Source organism: Pseudomonas sp. NPDC088885 (assembly GCF_044750025.1).
Taxonomy (GTDB): domain Bacteria; phylum Pseudomonadota; class Gammaproteobacteria; order Pseudomonadales; family Pseudomonadaceae; genus Aquipseudomonas; species Aquipseudomonas rustica.
In genome coordinates this window covers 1-1,367 of sequence record NZ_JBIVJB010000248.1, presented here as the reverse complement: position 1 = coordinate 1,367, position 1,367 = coordinate 1, and the positions used below count along the sequence as shown (strand labels likewise).

General features: G+C 56.2%; 3 protein-coding genes. All 3 read right to left on the bottom strand.

The features are described 5' to 3' along the window. A partial coding sequence (gene hfq / locus ACIP1X_RS28985) for an RNA chaperone Hfq (RefSeq protein ID WP_400755986.1) occupies positions 1-235 on the bottom strand: 235 nt, incomplete at its 3' end. A 95-nt stretch (positions 236-330) separates the two neighbouring features. Continuing rightward, positions 331-1,302 carry a tRNA (adenosine(37)-N6)-dimethylallyltransferase MiaA gene (gene miaA / locus ACIP1X_RS28980; RefSeq protein WP_053116771.1) on the bottom strand — a complete coding sequence of 324 codons (972 nt, stop codon included), beginning with the start codon at positions 1,300-1,302 and terminating at the stop codon, positions 331-333. Then, a partial coding sequence (locus ACIP1X_RS28975) for a hypothetical protein (protein WP_400755987.1) occupies positions 1,302-1,367 on the bottom strand: 66 nt, incomplete at its 5' end. The genes miaA and ACIP1X_RS28975, both read right to left, overlap by 1 nt.

Genomic DNA, 1,367 nt, shown 5'->3' with positions numbered 1-1,367 from the left:
CTGCTTCGGATTCGGTTGCGCTAGGCAGACGAATTGGACGAACCGGCACTACTGTCGAGATAGCGTGTTTGTAAACCATCTGGCTCACGGTGTTTTTCAGCAGGATCACGAACTGGTCGAACGACTCGATCGTGCCTTGCAGTTTGATACCGTTGACCAGGTAGATGGAAACCCCAACTTTCTCTTTACGTAAAGTATTCAAGTAAGGGTCTTGTAGCGAATGCCCTTTTGACATGTGCCGCACTCCTTTAAGGATTCAATAATAAAAAATAGGTAATTCAGATGGCTTTAGCCGCCACACCCCCAAGGATAGACGGCAATTGCAAGGACTCAGCTCAATATGGAGATGGTCCCAAGGTATTTCAAGGCGCGTGGCAGATTGTCGCAATCAAGACTGTCCAGCCAGTGTAGATCTTCCCAGCTGCGCAGCCAGGTGAACTGGCGCTTGGCTAATTGGCGCGTGGCGATGATGCCGCGCTCCTGCATGTCGGCCAACGTCAGCTTGCCATCCAGGTAATCCCAGACTTGGCGGTAGCCTACCGCACGTATAGACGGCAACCCTGAATGCAGGTCACTTCTTTTACGCAGGGCTACGACCTCGTCGATGAATCCCTGTTCCAACATAATTGTGAATCTTTGTTTAATGCGCTCGTGCAGCACCTGGCGGTTTGCCGGGGCAATGGCCAAGTTCGCGACAGTATAGGGCAATTGTTGCAGTCCCGAAGCGGCTGCTTCAGTACTTTGCGCAGATTGTTGTGCGCGCAGGGCAGTCATGCTCTGACCGCTGACTCGATAGACTTCCAGTGCCCGACTCAAGCGCTGCGGATCGTTCGGATGAATCCGCGCCGCCGACACCGGGTCGATGACCGCCAATTGGTCGTGCAGGGCTTGCCAGCCAAGGCGTGCAGCCTCTTCCTCGATCTGCGCGCGCACCTCAGGATCAGCCGCCGGCATCTCGGCCAACCCTTCCACCAGCGCCTTGTAATAGAGCATGGTGCCGCCGACCAGCAGCGGAATTTTTCCGCGTGCGGTGATTTCCGCCATCGCTTGCAACGCGTCGCGACGGAAATCCGCCGCCGAATACGCTTCCGCCGGATCGAGAATGTCGATCAAACGGTGCGGATGTTCGGCCAGCAGTTCTTTGGAAGGTTTGGCAGTGCCGATGTCCATACCGCGATAGACCAGCGCCGAATCGACACTGATCAACTCGCACGGCAGCACCTTGGTCAGCTCGATGGCCAGATCAGTCTTGCCCGCAGCGGTCGGGCCCATCAGAAAAATCGCTGGAGGGAGCTGGCTCATCAACGACCGCGCAGGAACAGTTTGTCCAGATCGTCCAGGCCCAATTGGGTCCAGGTCGGTCGGCC